The organism is Pseudomonas sp. S04 (assembly GCF_009834545.1).
In the GTDB taxonomy this organism is placed as follows: domain Bacteria; phylum Pseudomonadota; class Gammaproteobacteria; order Pseudomonadales; family Pseudomonadaceae; genus Aquipseudomonas.
Genome location: NZ_CP019427.1, coordinates 2,960,316 through 2,977,614, shown reverse-complemented (window position 1 = coordinate 2,977,614; position 17,299 = coordinate 2,960,316). Strand labels below are relative to the sequence as shown.

15 protein-coding genes are annotated in these 17,299 nt (G+C 62.4%); 9 read left to right on the top strand and 6 right to left on the bottom strand.

Annotated features, from left to right (window positions below):
• Positions 1 to 121: 121 nt before the first annotated feature.
• Genes catA through PspS04_RS13245 form a run of 3 tightly spaced genes read right to left on the bottom strand, consistent with a single transcriptional unit; the run spans position 122 to position 2,551 of the window.
• Positions 122 to 1,051, bottom strand: coding sequence for a catechol 1,2-dioxygenase (catA, locus tag PspS04_RS13255; RefSeq protein ID WP_095168832.1), 930 nt, complete (start codon positions 1,049 to 1,051; stop codon positions 122 to 124).
• A gap of 50 nt (positions 1,052 to 1,101) precedes the next feature.
• Positions 1,102 to 1,392 (bottom strand): muconolactone Delta-isomerase, encoded by a 291-nt coding sequence (gene catC / locus PspS04_RS13250; protein WP_159995779.1) that lies wholly within the window; start codon positions 1,390 to 1,392, stop codon positions 1,102 to 1,104.
• 10 nt (positions 1,393 to 1,402) lie between these two features.
• Entirely contained in the window at positions 1,403 to 2,551 is a 1,149-nt protein-coding gene (locus tag PspS04_RS13245) for a muconate cycloisomerase family protein (protein WP_162530203.1), read from the bottom strand.
• 127 nt (positions 2,552 to 2,678) lie between these two features.
• On the opposite strand from PspS04_RS13245, the gene PspS04_RS13240 reads away from it, so the two are divergent.
• The gene (locus PspS04_RS13240; protein WP_095168835.1) at positions 2,679 to 3,560 is read left to right on the top strand and encodes a LysR family transcriptional regulator; all 882 of its coding nucleotides are present in this window, start codon (positions 2,679 to 2,681) and stop codon (positions 3,558 to 3,560) included.
• A gap of 216 nt (positions 3,561 to 3,776) precedes the next feature.
• Here the strand turns inward: PspS04_RS13240 and rnhA are convergent, their stop codons facing one another.
• Together rnhA and PspS04_RS13230 are read right to left on the bottom strand one after the other, a co-directional pair.
• Positions 3,777 to 4,220, bottom strand: a complete 444-nt coding sequence (gene rnhA / locus PspS04_RS13235) for a ribonuclease HI (protein ID WP_095168836.1) — start codon at positions 4,218 to 4,220, stop codon at positions 3,777 to 3,779.
• Positions 4,221 to 4,312: 92 nt separating this feature from the next.
• Positions 4,313 to 5,071: a class I SAM-dependent methyltransferase gene (locus PspS04_RS13230; protein ID WP_095168837.1), complete on the bottom strand. Its 759-nt coding sequence runs from the start codon at positions 5,069 to 5,071 to the stop codon at positions 4,313 to 4,315.
• A 65-nt stretch (positions 5,072 to 5,136) separates the two neighbouring features.
• Between PspS04_RS13230 and gloB the strand changes: the two genes are divergently transcribed.
• The 8 genes from gloB to fabI all read left to right on the top strand — a co-directional run bounded on the left by gloB (position 5,137) and on the right by fabI (position 15,876).
• The gene (gene gloB, locus PspS04_RS13225; protein ID WP_159995777.1) at positions 5,137 to 5,904 is read left to right on the top strand and encodes a hydroxyacylglutathione hydrolase; all 768 of its coding nucleotides are present in this window, start codon (positions 5,137 to 5,139) and stop codon (positions 5,902 to 5,904) included.
• Between the two features lie 99 nt (positions 5,905 to 6,003).
• A complete protein-coding gene (locus PspS04_RS13220) occupies positions 6,004 to 7,431 on the top strand; it encodes a transglycosylase SLT domain-containing protein (protein WP_095168839.1) in 1,428 nt (475 codons plus the stop codon).
• Positions 7,432 to 7,683: 252 nt separating this feature from the next.
• Complete coding sequence (locus PspS04_RS13215; protein WP_159995775.1) at positions 7,684 to 9,516, top strand: extracellular solute-binding protein; 1,833 nt, start codon at positions 7,684 to 7,686, stop codon at positions 9,514 to 9,516.
• Positions 9,513 to 11,354, top strand: coding sequence for an extracellular solute-binding protein (locus PspS04_RS13210; RefSeq protein ID WP_095168841.1), 1,842 nt, complete (start codon positions 9,513 to 9,515; stop codon positions 11,352 to 11,354). Before PspS04_RS13215 ends, PspS04_RS13210 begins: the two co-directional genes overlap by 4 nt.
• 1 nt (position 11,355) lies before the next feature.
• Positions 11,356 to 12,429: a microcin C ABC transporter permease YejB gene (locus tag PspS04_RS13205; RefSeq protein WP_159995773.1), complete on the top strand. Its 1,074-nt coding sequence runs from the start codon at positions 11,356 to 11,358 to the stop codon at positions 12,427 to 12,429.
• 1 nt (position 12,430) lies between these two features.
• On the top strand, positions 12,431 to 13,450 hold the full coding sequence (locus PspS04_RS13200; protein WP_095168843.1) for an ABC transporter permease: 1,020 nt from the start codon (positions 12,431 to 12,433) through the stop codon (positions 13,448 to 13,450).
• A gap of 1 nt (position 13,451) precedes the next feature.
• Positions 13,452 to 15,062 (top strand): ABC transporter ATP-binding protein, encoded by a 1,611-nt coding sequence (locus PspS04_RS13195; RefSeq protein ID WP_095168844.1) that lies wholly within the window; start codon positions 13,452 to 13,454, stop codon positions 15,060 to 15,062.
• A gap of 19 nt (positions 15,063 to 15,081) precedes the next feature.
• Positions 15,082 to 15,876 (top strand): enoyl-ACP reductase FabI, encoded by a 795-nt coding sequence (gene fabI / locus PspS04_RS13190; protein ID WP_007910591.1) that lies wholly within the window; start codon positions 15,082 to 15,084, stop codon positions 15,874 to 15,876.
• Between the two features lie 71 nt (positions 15,877 to 15,947).
• On the opposite strand, the gene PspS04_RS13185 is transcribed toward fabI, so the two are convergent.
• Positions 15,948 to 17,219 (bottom strand): Zn-dependent hydrolase, encoded by a 1,272-nt coding sequence (locus tag PspS04_RS13185; protein ID WP_095168845.1) that lies wholly within the window; start codon positions 17,217 to 17,219, stop codon positions 15,948 to 15,950.
• Between the last annotated feature and the right edge of the window lie 80 nt (positions 17,220 to 17,299).

Sequence of the window (17,299 nt, the reverse complement as noted above, 5' to 3'; positions counted from 1 at the left end):
CAGGGCTGCTCGTGGCGCCCTGCTCAGGCAAATCAGGCCTGGGCATTCTAGGCAACTTACCCCACAGCGCAAAGCCACGGGAAAACCGCTGGGTTTTGCCGTGGCTCGATTCCCGCGTGGATCAGTCCTCCAGTGCGCGAACCCGCTCGTGACGCTGCTGCTCCTGGGGCTGGGCCGAGGATTGCAGGGTGAAGTCGAACTCGATTTCGGCAAACCGACCGCTCACGCCGTAGGCCGCGGCACGCTGCTGGTCGTCGCTGAAGGTAATCTGGGCGATCAGCTCGTCACGAGTGGCGTAGGCGAAGTCATCGTGCAGGTACTTGTCGCCATCCAGGTTGATCTGGGTGGTCAGGTGGCGATGGTCATCGGCCGAGATGAAGAAGTGAATGTGCGCCGGACGCTGGCCATGCCGGCCCAGTTGATCGAGCAGTTGCTGGGTCGGGCCATCCGGTGGGCAGCCGTAGCCCGACGGTACGATACTGCGAAAACGATAGCGGCCTTCGGCATCGGTGACGATGCGCCGACGCAGGTTGAACTCCGACTGGCTGCCATCGAAATACGAGTAGGTGCCGCCGGTGTTGGCGTGCCAGACGTCAACCACAGCCCCGGCCAGCGGCGTGCCGTCGGTGTTCTTGACCTGGCCCTGCATGAACAGCACCACACCCGGGTCGACGCCGTCATCCAGGCGTGCCTCTGCCTGGGACAGCGGTGCGCCGGCCACGTACAGCGGGCCTTCGATAGTCCGCGGAGTGCCGCCGGCCTTGCCGGCCTGCTCGTCTGCAGCGTCCATCAGCAGGTCCAGATAGTGTTCCAGGCCCAGGCCGGCCACCAGCAGGCCAGCTTCCTGGCGGCTGCCCAGCACGTTGAGGTAGTTGACCGCTTTCCAGAACTCTTCCGGGGTCACGTTGAGGTCTTCGATGATGTTCACCGAATCGCGCAGGATGCGGTAGACCAAGGCCTTGGCACGCGGGTTACCGTCATCGTTGAGCAGGCCGCTGGCTTCTTCGAGAAACTTCTGGGCCGTGGCAGTGTGGGAAATTCTGACGTTCATGATTAATCCTCATCTTGTATTTATTAGAGTACAGAACAGGCAACAGCGGCTCAGCGATCGTCCTCATGAATAGAAGAAGGATGCCTGCACATCGCCGTCACTTCGATAGCCATGTAGGGATACAGCGGCAATTGCATCAGCAGATCGTGCAGTTCTTGCACGCTGTCGACGTCGAACACGCTGTAATTGGCGTACAACCCGGCAATGCGCCACAGGTGCCGCCACTTGCCCTGCTGCTGCAGGCGCTGGGCCAGGGCCTTCTCGTCGGCCTTGAGTTGAGCGGCTCGCTCAGGGTTCATGTCGACCGGCAGGTTCACGGTCATTTTTACGTGGAACAACATGTGCAACTCCTCAGACTAAATGGTGGGCAGGGGCGCTCTTGTCCCGGCGGAAAAACGCCAGGCGCTCTTCGTCCAGGTTCAGGCCCAGGCCCGGCGCCGATGAAACGTGCAGGTGGAAATCGCGGTACACCAGCGGTTCGCTGAGGATGTCTTCGGTCAACAGCAGCGGGCCGAACAACTCGGTGTCCCAGCTCAGTTTGTTCAGGGTCAGGAACGCATGGGCCGAGGCCAGGGTACCGATCCCGCCTTCGAGCATGGTGCCCCCGTACAGGCCGATGCCCGCCGCTTCGGCAATCGCCGCCGTGCGCAACACCGCACGGGGACCGCCATTCTTGGCGATTTTCAGGGCGAACACCGAGGCCGCGCCTTCACGGGCCAGGTTGAACGCGTCCTCGACGCACTCGATCGACTCGTCGGCCATGATCGGCGCCGGGCTCATGGCATTCAGGCGCACCATGCCGGAACGGTTGTTGCGCGAAATCGGCTGTTCGATCAGGTCGATGCCATTGCCGCCGAGAATCCGGCAGGCGCGCAGGGCCACGGCTTCGTCCCACGCCTGATTGACGTCGACCCGCACACTGGCGCGATCGCCCAGGGCTTTCTTGATGGCGATCACATGGGCCAGGTCGCGGTCGACGTCACCGGCGCCGATCTTCAACTTGAAGATCCGGTGCCGACGCAGGTCGAGCATCTGCTCGGCCTCGGCGATGTCCCGGGCGGTATCGCCGCTGGCCAGGGTCCAGGCTACCGGCAGCGCGTCGCGCACCCGGCCACCGAGCAATTCGCTGACCGCCAGCCCCAGGCGCTTGCCCTGAGCGTCGAGCAAGGCAGTTTCGATACCTGACTTGGCAAAGGTGTTGCCGCGAATGCTGCGCTCCAGGCGCAACATCGCCGCGTTGATATTGCTGGCATCCTGGCCCAGCAGCAGCGGGGTGAAATGCTGGTCGATGTTGGTCTTGATGCTGTCCGGGCTTTCATTGCCGTAGGCCAGGCCACCGATGGTGGTCGCCTCGCCTATCCCCTCGATACCGTCCTCGCAGCGTACCCGGATGATCACCAGGGTCTGGTTCTGCATGGTGTGCATCGCCAGCTTGTGTGGGCGGATGGTCGGCAGATCGACGATGATCGTCTCGATCGATTTAATGGCAGCAGCAAGCATGTCGATACCCGTCAGGTTCTTGAAGTTCTGGGATCGATTCTCGTACGGCTTTTTTCTGGGTTCCAATATAGAATTGGTCTGGATCGATACCTTAAAGGTATTCACTCCTGTGGACGGTGGAGGGCTCATGGAGCTGCGTCATTTGCGTTACTTCCAGGTGCTGGGGCAAACCCTGAATTTCACACGCGCCGCCGAGCGCCTGCATATCGCCCAGCCGCCACTGAGCCGGCAGATCCAGCAACTGGAAGATGAACTGGGGGTGGTGCTGCTTGAGCGTGGGCGGCCATTGCGCCTGACCGAGGCGGGACGATTTTTCCTCGAGCATTCCACAGCGTTGCTCGAGCAACTGCACAAGGTCTGCGACAACACGCGGCGCATCGGCCTGGGCGAGAAGACCTGGCTGGGCATCGGCTTTGCGCCTTCGACCCTGTATGGCGTGTTGCCCGAGCTGATTCGCCGCCTGCGCAGCAACGAGATCCTGGAACTGGAGCTGGGGCTGTCGGAAATGACCACCCTGCAACAGGTGCAGGCACTCAAGGCCGGGCGGATCGATGTCGGATTCGGGCGGATTCGCATCGACGACCCGGCGATCATCCAGACGGTGCTCAACGAAGACCGCCTGGTCGCCGCCCTGCCCGCTGGCCACCCGCTGCTGGCACGGCCCATCAGCCTCACCGAACTGGCCGCCGAACCCTTTGTGCTGTACCCGGGCAATCCCCGGCCAAGCTATGCCGATCACGTGATCGCGCTGTTCGAATCCTACGGGGTCAGCATCAAGGTGGCGCAGTGGACCAACGAACTGCAAACGGCGATTGGGCTGGTGGGCGCGGGAATCGGCGTGACGCTGGTACCGGCCTCGGTGCAGTTGCTGCACCGCGACGACATCGGCTTCACTCCACTGCTGGAAAGCAATGCCACCTCGCCGATCATCCTCAGCCAGCGCATCGGCGATGTGTCGCCGGGGCTGAACCATTGCCTGCGGCTGATCGAGCAGTTGCGCAGCGCTTGATCGCTGCCGCGATAGCGGTGTGTCAGGCGCTATGGATGCTGGCTGTGCCGGCCCCATCGCGGGCAAGCCCGCTCCCACAGTGGCTCTGGATGCACACAGACCCCGCATACACCTACAAAGTTTGTGGGAGCGGGCTTGCCCGCGATGGGGCCGGTACATTCAACATCGACGGTGCCTGACACATCACCATCGCGAGCAGGCTCGCCCCTATAGATCCTACAGACCCCGGACTTCGTCGACGCCGCGGTTGGCCAATTGGTCGGCACGTTCGTTGCCTGGGTGGCCAATGTGCCCGCGGACCCATTTCCAGGTCACGTTGTGGCGGTTGACCTGCTCGTCCAGCAGTCGCCACAGGTCGGCGTTTTTCACCGGTTCCTTGGCCGCGGTTTTCCAGCCGCGCTTTTTCCAGTTGACCATCCACTCGTTGATGCCTTTCATCACGTACTGCGAGTCCGTCACCAGCAGCACGTCGCAGGAACGCTTGAGCTCTTCCAGGCCGCGAATCGCGCCCATCAGTTCCATGCGGTTGTTGGTGGTATTGGCTTCGCCGCCCCAGAGTTCCTTTTCCACGCCCTTGCAGATCAGCAGTGCGCCCCAGCCGCCGGGGCCAGGGTTGCCTTTGCAGGCGCCGTCGGTGAAGAGTTCTACGCTATCGCTCATGCCAATCTATCCAGAAAATGTCGGTGGCTTGCCGATCAACGACCGACAACGCCTGAGGCCGGGCAAGCCCGGCCGGGAAAATAATGAGGGTGTTACGGATCGCTGTGGCGGCGGTTGACCTTGGCCATCGGCAGTGGAATCAGCTTGCCCATTGGCTCGCGGCGAACCTGACGCACCGGGCGCAGGCCGACTACTATCTTGCGTGCCACCAATAAATAGAAACCACCACCGGATACCTGCCAGTCTCCGGCCTTGCGCTCCCAACCGGCCAAGCGTGTTTGCCAGGCGGGGGATGCGAGCGGCGGACGATAGCACCCGAAGCGGCGTTTCTCCAGCGCGAAGCCCAGCAGGTTGAGCCAGTCGGCAACCCGTGACGGCGAAATACAGCGCGCCTTGCGCAGCCCGTCATGGGCAAACACATGGCGCAGGCCCCAGGTGCTCCAGGGGTTGATACCGATGATCAGCAAATGCCCGCCAGGCCTTACGGCACTGGCCGCTTCGCGCAGCAGGCCATGGGGCGACAGGCAGAAGTCCAGGCCGTGCTGCATCACCACCACGTCGGCGGCGTGTTCGCTGAGGGGCCAGGCCTGTTCTTCGCAGACGATTTCCACCCCCGGCAACGGTGCGCCAAGACGCACATTACGCTGCACCTGGGGCGCATTGGGTGGAGATTCGGCAGACGGCCCGTAATGCACCAGGTAGCCACCAAAAAAGCGCCCCAACTCGTCTTCGAGCATGCGCCGCTCTTCATTCAGTAGAAATTGCCCCAGGGGACCGGACAGCCACTCGCGGGCCGCGCTGATCAATGCCAGCCAGTCCGGATCAGCCTGAGCGAACGCTTTATCGGTCATTGCATTCTCCAATGCGCCAGGAAGCTCTAAGATGCACCAATGTTTTCCGCTTGGCGAATCCCGCGATGATACAGATCAGTGCTCTTCCCGCGTTCACCGACAACTACATCTGGTTGTTACAGGATCATCGCAGCCAGTGCTGCGCGGTGGTCGATCCAGGCGATGCCGCGCCGGTCCAGGCCTGGCTGGCCCAACACCCGGAGTGGCGGCTGAGCGAGATTCTGATCACCCACCATCACCATGATCACGTCGGCGGAGTCGAAACCCTGAAGCACGCCACGGGCGCGACGGTCTACGGCCCTGCCAGCGAAAACATTCCCGGGCGCGACGTGGCCCTCAATGACAACGATCGAGTCAGCGTACTCGGTTGGGAGTTTGAGGTGTATGCGGTGCCAGGCCACACCCTGGGCCATATCGCCTATTACCACCACGGCCTGCTGTTCTGTGGCGACACCCTGTTCGCCGCCGGTTGCGGGCGTCTGTTCGAGGGCACGCCGCAGCAAATGCACGACTCCCTCAGCCGCCTCGCCGCCCTGCCCGAGGACACCCTGGTGTATTGCACCCATGAGTACACCCTGAGCAACCTGCGTTTCGCTGTCGCGGTCGAGCCCGACAACCGGCACATAGCCGAGCGATTCGAGAAGGTCTCCCAGTTACGCGAAGCCGGACGCATGTCGTTGCCTTCGACCCTGGCGCTGGAAAAGCTGACAAACCCGTTTCTGCGTACTGGCGTAACATCTGTTAAAGAAAAAATAGACGAACGGAATGGCCCCGATAACCGGGCCCCCAGTGAGGTTTTTGCGGCCCTGCGCGCATGGAAAGATACGTTCTAAGCAGTGCCACCATAGGCCGAAAAATTCTGAATGGTTGACCGCACCCGGTGCGCTTTCTAGAATCGCCCGACATTTTTGCCCGGAACTTACTTCCAGCCAATGTCGTCATCTATTCGTAAATCCATCCATTCAGACGCATTGACCCGCTTGGCTCAAGCCATCGCGGTGGCTGTGTCCGCCACCCTGGCGGGCTGTAGCAGCACCAGTCAGTTGCCGCAAACCGACGCGGCCCACACCTTATCCGTACGCACCAAGCAAAAACCGATCTGGCTCAGCGAGAAGCCCGCCCCGGAAATCCCCCAGGATGTCTGGGAGCGCATGCGCCAGGGCTTCCAGCTGCAAGACGGCCTGGGCGTTAACCCGCGCATCGAGCAACAGCGCTTGTGGTTCGCCAGCAACCCGTCCTACCTGGAAAGCGCCGGCGAGCGCGGCAGCCTGTACATCCACTACATCGTCGAACGCCTCGAAGAACGCAACATGCCGCTGGAACTGGCCCTGCTGCCAGTCATTGAAAGCTCCTACAACCCGATGGCCTACTCGCGTTCCCATGCCGTCGGCCTGTGGCAGTTCATTCCGTCCACCGGGCGTTACTTCAACCTGCGCCAGACCCGCTTCTACGATGGTCGTCGCGACATCACGGCCTCCACCACGGCCGCGATGGACTACCTGACCAAGCTGCACGACATGTTCAACGGCGACTGGCTGCTGGCCCTGGCGGCCTACAACGCCGGCGAAGGCACGGTCAGCCGGGCCATCGAGCGCAACGAAAAGCTCGGCCTGCCCACCGACTACTGGAACCTGCCGTTGCCGGCAGAAACCCAGGCCTACGTGCCCAAGCTGCTGGCCCTCTCGCAAGTGGTCCTGGCGCCCGAAGCCTACGGCGTGAACCTCAATCCAATCGCCAACGAACCCTACTTCGAAGTCGTCGAGATCAACCAGCGCATGGACCTGTCCAAGGTTGCCGCGGTGGCCAACATCGACGAAGACGAACTGTTCCAGCTCAACCCGGCCTTCAAGCAACGCACCACCATCGACGGCCCTCAGCACCTGCTGGTGCCAACGTCCAAGGCGCAACTGCTGACGACCAGCCTGTCGACCATGAAACCCGAAGAGCTGATCAGCAAGCGTTCGCTCAAGCCGGTGTTCGAGGGCGCAGACAGCCCGGCGCTGGCTACGGCCAAGCGTAACTATCGGGTCAAGCGCGGCGACAACCTGACCTCCATCGCCAAGGCCAACCGGGTCGACGTCAAGGACCTGCAGCGCTGGAACAACTTGACTGGCAAGAACCTCAAGGCCGGCCAGACCCTGGTCATGCAGGACACCCGCAAGCGCAGCACCGGCCGCACCACTACGGTGCTGGCCGCCAACACCAAGAAGCAGACCCAGTACAAGGTCAAGCAAGGCGACTCGCTGTACATGGTAGCCAAGCGCTTCAACGTCGAGATGCAACACCTCAAGCGCTGGAACCCGCGCGTTGGCCAGGCACTCAAGCCTGGGCAGATGCTGACGGTCTCCTCGCCACGCTGAGCCCCCTTGCCTGCGGTGGTCGCCAACGATGACGCGTACATCCTGAATCACCGCGTTGTTCTTTAGTGCATCGCTGGCAAGCCAGCTCCCACAGTTTCTACCGCAAACCTTGTGGAAGCCGGCTTGCCGGCGATGGTCGTCAACGATGGCCCGTGTTGCGTGGGAGAACCTTGAACCCTACCTTTTTCCTGCCCATACAAGCTGTTACTGTACGAACCATGTAGCCCAAGCCGCCTGGATCGGATCTCTGACTTGAAGCGTCCCCTGCCCCTGTTCCTGATCAGTCTGGCCTTGAGCTTCCCCGCATGCGCGACGATCAGCGAAAGCCATGGTTATGCGCAGTTCGGCACACTCAAGTACCCGACACGTTTCACCCACTTCGACTGGGTAAACCCGCAAGCGCCCAAGGGCGGTACGTTGCGGCTCATGGCCTTTGGCACGTTCGACACCCTCAATCCCTACACCTTCAAGGGCACCAGCCCGGTCGCCACGGCTAACTTCCTGCAGTACGGAATCAACGAGTTGAACGAACCGTTGATGGTCGGCACCGGCCAGTACGCGCCATCAGGGGACGAACCGGCCTCCAGCTACGGCTTGATCGCCCAGTCCGTCGAGTACAGCGAGGACCGCAGCTGGGTGGTGTTCAACCTGCGGCCCGAAGCACGCTTTCACGATGGCCAGCCGATTACCGCCCGCGACGTGGCCTTTTCCTACCGACTGCTGCTCAAGGAAGGCCATCCGCGTTACCGCACCAGCCTGCAGGAAGTGCAGCGGGTGGATATCCTCAACCCCCTGCGCATCCGCTTCGTGTTCAAGCGGGCGGGCAACCCGTTGCTGATCCTGCGCCTGGGCGAGTTGCCGGTATTGCCCCAGCATTACTGGAAAGGCCGCGATTTCAAGGCCACCACCTTCCAGGCGCCGCTGGGCAGCGGGCCGTACCGCATCACCCGGGTGTCGCCAGGCCGGCAGTTGCTGTTCGAGCGAGTGAAGGATTACTGGGGCAAGGATTTGCCGGTCAATCGCGGCAAATACAACTACGATCGCGTCGAAGTCGAGTTCTATCGCGACAGCGATGTGGCGTTCGAAGCCTTCAAGGCCGGCGAGTTCGACATCTACATCGAGCACCAGGCGAAAAACTGGGCCAATGGCTACAACTTCCCCGCCGTACGCCGTGGCGAGGTGGTCAAGGCGCAGATCGAGCACCAGATCCCGACCCAGACCCAAGGCCTGTTCATGAACACCCGGCGCGCCTCGTTCGCCGACGCCAAGGTGCGCGAAGCCCTGGGCCTGATGTTCGACTTCGAATGGACCAATCGCACCCTGTTCAGCGGCGCCTACAAACGGGCCATGAGTTTCTACCCCAACAGTGAGTTTGCCGCCACCGGCCTGCCGGTGGGTCACGAGTGGCTGATGCTCTCACCCTATCGTGAGCAGTTGCCCGCCAAGCTGTTCACCGCCCCCTTCAGCCTGCCGCAGACCGATGGCCGCGGGATTCCCCGCGACACCCTGCGCCAGGCCCTTGGCCTGCTCGCCGAGGCCGGCTGGAAGCTCAGCGGCCAGCGCCTGCAGAACGCCGCCGGCCAACCGCTGCGCCTGGAGATCCTGCTGGTCAATCCGAACCTGGAGCGCATTCTCCAGCCCTACACGGAAAACCTCGCCAGCATCGGCATCGACGCCCGCCTGCGCACCGTCGACCGGGCCCAGTACAAACAGCGCCTGGACCAGTTCGATTTCGACATGATCCTGATGACCCTCGACCAGACCCTGAGCCCGGGCCTGGAGCAGTGGCAGTACTTCCACTCCAGCCAGGCCAAGGTCAAGGGCAGCAAGAATTACGCCGGCGTGGCCAACCCGGTGGTCGACCACCTGCTGGAAGAACTGCTCGCCGCCCAATCCCGTGACGCGCAACTGGCCGCCGGCAAGGCCCTGGACCGGGTGTTGCTGTGGCAGCACTACATCATTCCCAACTGGTACATCAATTATCATCGCCTGGCGTACCGCAACCGGTTCGCCTTCGTCACCACGCCGCCCTATACGCTGGGGCTCAACGCCTGGTGGCTGAAGACTTCGGAGAAAGCCCAATGATGCCTTTGCGTACCCTGCTGGGCCTGGTCTTCGCAGGACTGGCCTGCGTCGCCCAAGCGGCCCCGCAACATGCCCTGACCCTGTACAACGAGCCACCCAAGTACCCGGCGGACTTCAAGCACTTTGCCTACGTCAATCCCGACGCGCCCAAGGGCGGGATCTTCCGCCAGGCCGGTTTCGGCGGGTTCGACAGCCTCAACCCCTTCATCAGCAAGGGTGTGCCGGCCGACAACATCGACCTGATCTACGACACTCTGGCCCGCCAGAGCCTGGATGAACCCTTCACCGAGTACGGACTGCTGGCCGGCAAGATCGAAAAGGCCCCGGACAACAGCTGGGTGCGTTACTACCTGCGCCCCGAAGCCCGCTTCCATGACGGTCATCCGGTGCGCGCCGAGGACGTGGTCTTCAGCTTCCAGACCCTGATCAAGGACGGCGCGCCCCTGTTCCGCGGCTACTACGGCGACGTGGCAGAAGTGATCGCCGAAGACCCGCTGCGGGTCCTGTTCAAGTTCAAGCACAACAATAACCGCGAGCTGCCACTGATCCTTGGCCAACTGCCGGTGCTGCCCAAGCACTGGTGGCAAAACCGCGACTTCAGCAAGGGCAACCTCGAGGCGCCGTTGGGCAGCGGTCCGTACCAGGTCAGCGAGGTCAAGGCCGGGCGTTCGATCCGTTATCAACGGGTCAAGGACTACTGGGGCAAGGACCTGCCGATCAATCGCGGCTTCTACAATTTCGACACCCTGAGCACCGACTACTACCGCGACAACACGGTGGCACTGGAGGCACTCAAGGCCGGACAGTTCGATTACTGGCTGGAAATGACCGCCAAGAACTGGGCCAACGCCTACAACATTCCCGCCGTCACCGAAGGTCGGCTGATCAAGGAGCAGATCCCCAACGGCAACCCCACCGGCATGCAAGGTTTCGTCTACAACCTGCGCCGCCCGGTGTTCCAGGACGTGCGAGTGCGCCAGGCCCTGAGCCTGCTGCTGGACTTCGAATGGACCAACAAACAACTGTTCAACGGTGCCTACGCCCGCACTCGCAGCTACTTCGAAAATTCGGAAATGGCCGCCAGCGGCCTACCGGATGCCGAGCAACTGGCGATCCTCGAACCCTTGCGCGGCAAGATCCCCGACCAGGTGTTCAGCCAGCCCTTCGAGAACTCGGTGTGTGACGGCAGCGGCATGATCCGCGCCCAGCAGCGCCAGGCCTACCAACTGCTGCAGGAAGCCGGCTGGCGCATCGTCGACGACAAGATGGTCGACACCACCGGTAAACCGGTGAGCATCGAGTTCCTGCTGGCCCAGACCGAATTCGAGCGGGTCCTGCTGCCGTTCAAGCGCAACCTCAGTGACCTGGGGATCGAGCTGGTGATCCGCCGGGTCGATGTGTCCCAGTACATCACCCGCGTGCGCTCACGGGACTTCGACATGGTGGTCGGCAGCTTCCCGCAGTCCAACTCACCGGGCAACGAACAGCGTGAGTTCTGGAAATCGGAAAGTGCCGACAAGCCCGGCAGCCGCAACACCATCGGCCTGAGGGACCCGGCCATCGACCAACTGGTGGAAGAGCTGATCAACGCCGATTCACGCCAGAGCCTGGTGGCCCACGCCAGGGCGCTCGACAGAGTGCTGCAATGGGGCTATTACGTGATCCCCAACTGGCACATCAAGACTTGGCGCGTGGCGTACTGGAACCACATCGGCCACCCCAAGATTTCACCGGCCTATGACATAGGCATCAACACCTGGTGGATCAAGCCCGATGCCAAGCCCGCGATCGAGGTGCTGACCAACGAGCAAACCGAACCTGCAGGCGTGGAGCAATAAGATGCTGGCGTACATATTACGGCGACTGTTGCTGATCATCCCGACCCTGTTCGGCATCCTGTTGATCAACTTCGTGATCATCCAGGCGGCCCCCGGCGGCCCTGTGGAGCAGATGATTGCCAAGCTCGAAGGCTTCGAAGGCGCTACCAGCCGGATTGCCGGTGGCGGCGCGGAAGTCTCGGTGGCCGGCTCCAGCTACCGTGGCGCCCAGGGCCTGGACCCGGCGCTGATCAAGGAAATCGAGCACATGTACGGTTTCGACAAGTCGGCGCCGGAACGCTTGTGGATCATGGTCAAGAACTACGCCCGCCTGGATTTCGGTGAAAGCTTCTTTCGCGACGCCAAGGTCATCGACCTGATCAAGGAAAAGATGCCGGTGTCGATCTCCCTCGGGCTGTGGAGCACCCTGATCATGTACCTGGTGTCGATCCCCCTGGGGATCGCCAAGGCCACCCGCCACGGCAGTCACTTCGATGTCTGGACCAGCTCGGCGATCATCGTCGGCTACGCGATCCCGGCGTTCCTGTTCGCCATCCTGCTGATCGTGGTGTTCGCCGGGGGCAGCTACCTGGACTGGTTCCCCTTACGCGGCCTGACCTCGAACAACTTCGACGAATTGAGCTGGGGTGGCAAGATCCTCGACTACTTCTGGCACTTGGCACTGCCCGTCACGGCGCTGGTGATCGGCAACTTCGCAACCATGACCCTGCTGACCAAGAACAGCTTTCTCGACGAAATCAACAAGCAATACGTGGTCACGGCCCGGGCCAAGGGCCTGACCCGTCATCGGGTGCTCTATGGCCACGTGTTCCGCAACGCCATGCTGCTGGTAATCGCCGGATTCCCCTCGGCCTTCATCGGGATCTTCTTCACCGGCTCCCTGCTGGTGGAGGTGATCTTCTCCCTCGACGGCCTCGGCTTGATGAGTTTCGAGGCGGCGATCAACCGCGACTACCCGGTGGTCTTCGGCACGCTGTTCATCTTCACCTTGCTCGGCCTGGTGGTGAAACTGATCGGCGACCTCACCTACACCCTGGTCGATCCGCGCATCGACTTCGAAACCCGGGAGCATTGAGATGAACCTGTCCCCTCTCAACCGCCGCCGTTTCGAACTGTTCAAGGCCAACAAGCGTGGCTGGTGGTCGCTGTGGCTGTTCCTGATCCTGTTTGGCCTGAGCCTGGGCGCCGAACTGATTGCCAACGACAAGCCGCTGGCGGTGCATTACGACGGCGGATGGTACTTCCCGGCACTCAAGCGCTACCCGGAAACCACCTTCGGCGGCGAATTCCCGCTGGAAGCCAACTACAAGAGCCCCTACATCCGCGAACTGCTCAAGGCCAAGGACGCCTGGACCCTGTGGGCGCCGATCCCCTTCAGCTACCAGAGCATCAACTACGACCTGAAAGTCCCGGCCCCGGCCCCGCCCTCGGCGGATAACCTGCTGGGCACCGATGACCAGGGCCGGGACGTGCTTGCGCGGGTGATCTATGGCTTTCGGGTGTCGGTGCTGTTCGCCCTGACCCTGACCGTGCTCAGCTCGATCATCGGCGTTATCGCCGGGGCCCTGCAGGGTTTTTATGGCGGCTGGGTCGACTTGCTGGGCCAGCGCTTCCTGGAAATCTGGTCGGGGTTGCCGGTGCTGTACCTGCTGATCATCCTCGCCAGCTTCGTGCAGCCCAATTTCTGGTGGCTGCTGGGGATCATGCTGCTGTTTTCCTGGATGAGCCTGGTGGACGTGGTGCGTGCCGAGTTCCTGCGTGGACGCAACCTGGAGTACGTGCGCGCCGCCCGGGCGCTGGGCATGCAGAACGGGGCGATCATGTTCCGCCATATCCTGCCCAACGCCATGGTCTCGACCATGACCTTCATGCCGTTCATTCTCACGGGCGCCATCGGCACCCTCACCGCCCTGGACTTCCTCGGCTTTGGCCTGCCACCCGGCGCCCCGTCCCTGGGTGAGCTGGTGGCCCAGGGCAAATCCAACCTGCAGGCACCCTGGCTGGGCATCAGTGCCTTTGCCGTGCTGGCGGTGATGCTCAGCCTGCTGGTATTTATCGGCGAGTCCGCTCGCGATGCCTTCGACCCGAGGAAGTGAAATGAATCAGGACAATCTGATCGAAGTGCGCGACCTCAGCGTCGAGTTCGTGGTTGGCGAACACCAGCAGCGCGTGGTGCAAGGCGTCAGCTTCGACATCAAGCGCGGGGAAACCCTGGCCCTGGTGGGCGAAAGTGGTTCGGGCAAGTCGGTCACGGCGCACTCGATCCTGCGCCTGCTGCCCTACCCCCTCGCTCGTCACCCCACAGGGACCATCCAGTACGCCGGACACGACCTGCTGAGCCTGAAAGAGAAAACCATCCGCCACATCCGCGGTAACCGGATCGCGATGATCTTCCAGGAGCCCATGACCTCGCTGAACCCGCTGCACAGCATCGAGAAGCAGATCAACGAAGTGCTCGGGATCCACAAGGGCCTGACCGGCAAGGTCGCGACCCGGCGCACCCTGGAGCTGCTGGAGCTGGTTGGCATCCCCGAGCCCCACAAGCGCCTCAAGGCGCTGCCCCACGAATTGTCCGGCGGCCAGCGCCAGCGGGTGATGATCGCCATGGCCCTGGCCAACGAGCCGGAATTGCTGATCGCCGACGAACCGACCACCGCGCTGGACGTTACCGTGCAGTTGAAAATCCTCGAATTGCTCAAGGAGTTGCAGGCGCGCCTGGGCATGGCGCTGCTGCTGATCAGCCACGATTTGAACCTGGTGCAAAGAATTGCGCATCGGGTATGTGTCATGCAGCGCGGTTGCATCGTCGAACAGGCATCCTGTGAACAATTGTTTCGCGCGCCGCAGCATCCGTACACCCGTGAGCTGTTGGCCGCGGAGCCCAGCGGGCGGCCTGCAACCAATGAAATCGGGCCGCCGCTGCTGCAAGTCGAGGACCTGAAAGTCTGGTTTCCGATCAAGAAAGGCTTCTTGCGCAGCACGGTCGATTATGTGAAAGCGGTGGATGGCATCAACTTCAGCCTGCCCCAGGGCCAGACCCTGGGTATTGTCGGCGAGAGTGGTTCGGGAAAATCGACCCTGGGCCTGGCGATTTTGCGCCTGATCGCCAGCAAAGGCGCGATCCGCTTTGCAGGCAAGCAGTTGGACGGTTTGACGCAGCAGCAGGTCAGACCGCTGCGGCGGGAGATGCAGGTGGTCTTCCAGGACCCCTTCGGCAGCCTGAGCCCACGCATGTGCGTGAGCCAGATCGTCGGCGAAGGCTTGCAGATCCACAAGATCGGTACGCAAGCCGAACAGGAGCTGGCTATCATTGCAGCCCTTGAGGAGGTAGGACTGGACCCGGCAACCCGGCACCGCTACCCCCATGAATTTTCCGGCGGGCAACGGCAAAGAATCGCCATTGCCCGGGCTTTAGTGCTAAAACCGGCGTTGATTTTGCTGGACGAGCCGACTTCGGCTCTGGACCGCACCGTGCAACGCCAAGTGGTTGAACTGCTGCGCAGACTGCAAAGCAAGTACAACCTGACGTATCTGTTTATCAGCCATGACCTGGCTGTGGTGAAAGCGCTGAGCCACCAACTGATGGTGGTCAAGCATGGCCAAGTGGTCGAACAGGGAGACGCGCAAGGTATCTTTGCCGCCCCCCAACATCCGTATACACAGCAGTTGCTGGAAGCCGCTTTCCTGGCACCAGCCACTGCGCAATAACCTGAAAGAGGAGCAACACATGGGTTTTCTCGCCGGTAAGCGCGTACTGATCGTCGGTGTCGCCAGCAAGCTGTCCATCGCATCCGGCATCGCTGCCGCCATGCATCGCGAGGGCGCTGAGCTTGCCTTCACTTATCAGAACGACAAACTCAAGGGTCGCGTCGAAGAGTTCGCACAAGGCTGGGGCTCGAGCCCCGAACTGTGCTTCCCGTGCGACGTGGCCAGCGATGAAGAAATCGCCAAGGTCTTCGAAGCACTGAGCAAGAAGTGGGACGGCCTGGACTGCATCGTGCACTCCGTCGGCTTCGCCCCGGGCGACCAACTGGACGGCGACTTCACCGAAGCCACCACCCGTGACGGTTTCCGCATTGCCCACGACATCAGCGCCTACAGCTTCGTGGCCCTGGCCAAGGCTGGTCGCGAAATGATGAAAGGCCGCAACGGCAGCCTGCTGACCCTGTCGTACCTGGGTGCCGAACGCACCATGCCGAACTACAACGTGATGGGCATGGCCAAGGCCTCCCTGGAAGCAGGCGTGCGTTACCTGGCCGGCTCCCTGGGCCCGGACGGTACCCGCGTAAACTGCGTATCGGCTGGCCCGATCCGCACCCTGGCAGCTTCGGGCATCAAGAACTTCCGCAAGATGCTGGCCGCCAACGAAGCGCAAACCCCGCTGCGTCGTAACGTCACCATCGACGAAGTCGGCAACGCCGGCGCGTTCCTGTGCTCGGACCTGGCGTCCGGCATCAGCGGCGAAATCATGTACGTGGACGGCGGCTTCAACACCACCGCCATGGGCAACATCGAAGAGTAATCTTCGCGCGGCAAGAAAAAACCGCCACGATCGGCTGACGCCGATCCTGGCGGTTTTTTTGTGCCTTGGGCCTACCTCTTGGCGATCGCCGCCGATGCCGCCAGCATCGCCCGCAGCAACACCGCACAACCCGCCGCCAGATCTTCTGGCGTGGCGTTTTCGATTTCGTTGTGACTGATGCCGCCCTCGCACGGCACGAAAATCATCCCGGCCGGGCCCAGTTCGGCGAGGAAGATCGCGTCATGCCCGGCGCCACTGACAATATCCATATGGGACAGGCCCAAGCCCTGGGCCGCGCCGCGTACGGCCTCGACACAGCCTTGGTCGAAGTACAACGGAGGGAAATCGGCGGTCGGCGTCAGCTCATACGTCAGGCCGTGCTCCTGGCAGGTGCTGTCGATCACCTCGCGCACCTCGGCAATCATCGAGTCCAGGCGCGCCGGCTGCAGGTGCCGGAAGTCCAGGGTCATGCGCACCTCGCCGGGGATCACGTTGCGCGATCCCGGATAGGCTTGCAGACAACCGACGGTGCCACAGGCGTGGGGCTGATGACCGAGGGCCGCGCGATTGACCGCTCCGACTATCACTGCGGCCCCCACCAGGGCGTCCTTGCGCAGGTGCATCGGCGTTGGCCCGGCGTGGGCCTCGACACCGCGCAGCTTGAGGTCGAACCATTTCTGCCCCAGCGCGCCCATCACCACACCGATGGTCTTGCGCTCGTCCTCCAGGATCGGCCCTTGCTCGATGTGCGCTTCAAAGTAAGCCCCCACCGCATGCCCGCTGACCTGGCGCGGTCCGGCATAACCGATCGCGTTGAGTGCTTCACCGACCGTCACCCCCTCGGCATCGACCTTGGCCAGGGTTTCTTCCAGGGTGAACTTTTCGGCAAACACCCCGGAACCCATCATGCACGGGGCAAACCGCGAACCTTCCTCGTTGGTCCAGACCACCACCTCCAGTGGCGCCTCGGTCTCCACCCCCAGGTCGTTGAGCGTGCGCAGCACTTCGACCCCGGCCAGCACGCCAAAACAGCCGTCGAACTTGCCGCCGGTGGGTTGGGTGTCGATGTGGCTGCCGGTCATCACCGGTGGCAGGTCCGGGTTGCGCCCGGGGCGACGGGCAAAAATGTTGCCCACGGCATCGATGCTCACGCTGCACCCAGCGTCCTCGCACCAGCGCACAAAGATGTCCCGGGCCTGACGATCAAGGTCGGTCAGGGCCAGGCGACAGACGCCGCCCTTGACCGTGGCGCCGAGCCTGGCCAGCTCCATGAGCGACTGCCACAGGCGGTCGCGATTGATGTGCTGATGGTTCGATTGCAGAACGTCTACGGCCGCGTTCATGGGGATCTCCTCAGGCTGTTATTGTTTTGTCAGGTACCAGGCACATGCTCCGCTCTGTGGGAGCGGGCTTGCCCGCGATG